The sequence below is a fragment of the Mesotoga sp. B105.6.4 genome (assembly GCF_002896535.1).
Classification (GTDB): domain Bacteria; phylum Thermotogota; class Thermotogae; order Petrotogales; family Kosmotogaceae; genus Mesotoga.
Window position 1 is genome coordinate 1 of sequence record NZ_JWIM01000121.1, and the last position, 3,968, is coordinate 3,968.

Sequence of the window (3,968 nt, forward strand, 5' to 3'; positions counted from 1 at the left end):
ATGGTCTGGAGATCTCAACCTGCCTTATGAACGATGTTCCCGGCTACACGGCCGATCTTCCCGATATACTGGCGGAGAAAGAAATAGACTATTTCGTCAGCGGGATTAACGATGCCTATGCGGAGGCGCTGGGTCTTGAAGGAAGCCATAACCTCTTCTACTGGGAGGGCCCGCTGGGGAATCGTGTCCTTTGCTGGGTCAGCAAAGGCAGTTACGCGGAAGGGTATTGGATCAAGAGCCCCTCTCTTCTTCAGAACTACCTGAATAACCTCGAGTTATCGGGCTACCCTTACTCCGAGGTAGCCATAATGGTCGCCTTCGATAACGCAGGATACTTCCCGGGCGCCGTTGCATATCTCGACCTCTACTCGAACTGGAACGATCAAGAAGTCGAGCTGATCGTCTCAACACCTTCAGAATTCATGAGGATTATGGAAGAGAAATACGGAGAAACTGCCAGGGTATATAAAGGGGATTGGTCAGGATGGTGGGAAGTGGTCAAGACCGGAGGGCCGTTCTCGGCAGGTGCATTTCGGCGTGTCCAGGAATTCGCCAAAGAACTCGACGAGGATCTGGAAAGGACCGATGCCCGACTAAAGTCTTCACTCGATATCAACCTGATCCTCTACGGCGAACACACTTCGGCCGTAACTGCCGGATGGCCTGGCAAGCTAACCCTTGAACAAAACATAACATCTAATGCGAGTGTTGTGGAATTATCCACCAAAGCTTATTCCCAGCTTGAGATGCTTTTGCGTGAGATGGCTGACGAGCTTTTGCCACAGGAGATTTGCGTTATTGCTCCGGGCGAAGGTCAGTATTACGTCGAGATACCGGCTGATATCCCTAAGGGCGAAGACCTCTGCCTAAAGATCGGGGGTGAGTTATTCGCGGGAACTCCTTTCCTTCGAGAGTTCACGGATCACTGGAACACTTACAGTGAGGGCTATTGCTTTCTTCTACCGCTGAATAGAGGAGTAAATGTTGTTGAAGTTGCAGGTTATGGAACGAACACCGAAGAAGAATTCGATGTCGACAAGCATACGCTTCTCGAATGGAAAGAGAGTGAGAAAGGTTCAATCGAAGTCATTGCTCCATGCAGCGACGGAAGCTATTTGCATTTCGATTTGCGCCTGGAGTCATATTTGACTGGGAGTCCCAAAACCTTTTCACAAATAGATGCTACAATGTCCTCATATAATAGATCTGTAAACGCGCTGAAGGAGATCATAACGCTGAACTACTGTTCTCTACCCATTTCTCAGATAACGCTGGCTGCAGGTTTGCTGGGCGGTATTGAACTAAGCGTTGTTATTGATAGAAAGGAATTGCCGACCGTATCATACAAAGACCATTCGATAAACTATGTTCTTTCACTGGGAATTGAAGGAGTCGCAAATGTTGAGTACAGAGGGGCCAGATCCTTCTCTACTATGGAAAGCGAGTTAGCTGGGTCGAGACCGCCTTTCTTACCTTTCCAAAGCTACATGCTGCTGGATAGATCAGATGGGAAGACCGTCGTGGCCAGCCGCCAGAGTTTTTCTTTCAGTCTGGATGAAAGGTTGAGGTTCCAGCTTCTAAGGCATTATTCTTACAGTGCCACTTCGAACCTTGGAATTGTACCTCTTGGCGAAAATGAACCAGGTACCCCTGATTATCTGGTCTTTTCGTTCTATATAGATACGGTCGAAAACGGTGGATTTGAAAAAGCCGTCGCATTCGTGAATCTCCCATTCGTGATAGCCGTTGAAACAGATCTGGCAAGCGAAGAAAGGTGGTTGCAATGAGCGTTGGTCTCAAGGAGATAGCTGAACTTGTTGGAGTCTCGGTCTCTACTGTTTCAAGAGCCCTTAGAGATGATCCCAGGGTCAATAGAAAGACAAAAGAAAGGATCGTCTCAATAGCCAGAAATATGAACTACCTGCCAAACCAGGCAGCAAAAAGCTTGATAACGAAGAGAACAATGACAATAGGTCTGGTTCTCCCAAACCTAAGGTCTTTCATGCATGATATATTCGATGGGCTCGAGAGTGTATGCTCACCAGCTGGTTATAACATCCTGCTAGGAGTCTCCGACAATGATCCGGCGAAGGAATTACGAGAACTGAAACTACTGCTTGAGAAACGAGTGGACGGCCTCATTCTTTTCTACGTCGGTGGTATCTTTAACCAGGCATCTATAAGATTCCTTAACAATGTAAGTGTACCGATTGTACTTCTAGACAGGTACATACCCCGATCAAGATTCGACTTCGTCGTGAGTGACAACCGCAACGGCTCGCGGATACTTGTTGAACACCTCGTTTCAAAGGGCAAAGAAAAGATAGCATTCATAACACAGAAAGAAGACGCGACAGCCATCAAGGAACGGATGGACGGCTTCCTTGACGGAGTGCTAAAGTGCCGGACAAGACTACATCCCGAATACCTCGCGTGTGAAACAATGCCAAAGATGGAGAACGGTTACGAGTGTACAAGAAGACTCATGAACCTCGATGATCCACCGCAGGCAATAGTTGGATGCACGGGCGACGTCACTCTTGGAGTTGTCAAATACCTGATCGAACATCCTGAACTTGAGGGAAAGATAACCGTAAGCGGATTCGATGACTTCGACTTCCTCTCTTTTCTCAAGATCCCCGTGACCACGGTTGCACAGAAGACAGGTGAGATGGGCCGACAGGCAGCCACGATTCTCCTGGAGAGGCTGTATGGAGATCCAACAGGGCAAAGAAGAGTCTTCCTTGAAACGGTGCTTGTGGAGCGGTAAGACTGTGGGGCAATAACGTGAAATCTGTTTTGGTCAAAGGAGATTCAATAAGAATAGATATTCAGTTCACAGACCTTCTGAAGAGATCCGAGCTTCGGCCTCGCTTGGTGATAATTGCCAATTCGTCAGAGAAGAGATGCAATATAACTATCTCACAGAGAGAACAAGAGAGCTCAACATCTGTCGCTCCGGGTGAGTCGGAAGAGTTGTTCACAGTTGAGAGTGGCCCGGTCAAGATCATCGTTGCATCTTGTCAGGAGAGGTTGGAGGAGAGTATAGAGCTTGACCGGCCAAGGATAATTGATTTCAATCTACTAATGTTTTCTCACGTTGACCTTGGTTACACGGCCCCCATAAAGGAAGTCGAGAGACTCCAGGCTCATTACACCGCAAAGGCGATTCAGTTCTACAATGACAGCTTGCCCTTGCCGGAAGAATCGCGATTCAGGTGGAATATTGAAACGACCTGGGCCTTTTCGTGTTTCGAAAAGAGATACGGTCAAGCCGATTATGAGACGGCCCGTGATCTGCTGAAAAGGGGAGAATTTGGAATTGGAGCGCTATTTCTTCACCATTATGCAGACAGGACAGAGTTCGAGGAACTCTTCCATTCTCTGGAGAGAACCAGGTCGCTAAGAGCATCGGGTATGAAAATCAAGAGCGCCTTTCTCAGCGATGTACCAGGGGTGAGTACCGGACTCCTGGAGCTACTCTTCGATACAGGTGTGGAAAATTTATTCATGTCGATAAACAATTTCGTGGCCCCTTTCAAGGAATACACGAACCTGAAGTCGCCTTTCTGGTGGAGGCTTCCGAGTGGAGCAAAGATACTCGCCTGGTTCACGGATGATCCTAAATGGGCCTACATTGAAGGACATAGATTCTTCGGAAGCGATATTGAAACCTTGAAAGGCGAGGTTATAGACAAACTCGCTTCACTCGATGTCAGAGAATATGAATTCCCGGTCTATGCAATTCCAATGGCAATCGACAACAGAGAACCTATATTCACGCCGGTCGAACTGATAAAAGATTGGAACGCCTCGTGGAGAAACCCGCATATCTCCACAGCAACGATCGATAGTTTTTTCGATAGACTTAGACCTTGGTGTTCAGTAATTCAAGACGTAGAAGGTGAATTCAACGGATGGTGGACTTCTAATATTCTGGCTTATCCCAGGGAGAACTCACTTTCTTC

The 3,968-nt window shown here is 47.6% G+C and carries 3 protein-coding genes; all 3 read left to right on the forward strand.

Annotated elements, in window-relative coordinates; translation table 11 throughout:
- Positions 1-1,787: hypothetical protein (locus RJ60_RS14980; protein WP_219725912.1), on the forward strand; the 1,787-nt coding region annotated here is incomplete at its 5' end.
- Positions 1,784-2,770, forward strand: a complete 987-nt coding sequence (locus RJ60_RS14985; protein ID WP_099830110.1) for a LacI family DNA-binding transcriptional regulator — start codon at positions 1,784-1,786, stop codon at positions 2,768-2,770. The genes RJ60_RS14980 and RJ60_RS14985, both read left to right, overlap by 4 nt.
- 17 nt (positions 2,771-2,787) lie before the next feature.
- A partial coding sequence (locus tag RJ60_RS14990; protein ID WP_146028955.1) for a hypothetical protein occupies positions 2,788-3,968 on the forward strand: 1,181 nt, incomplete at its 3' end.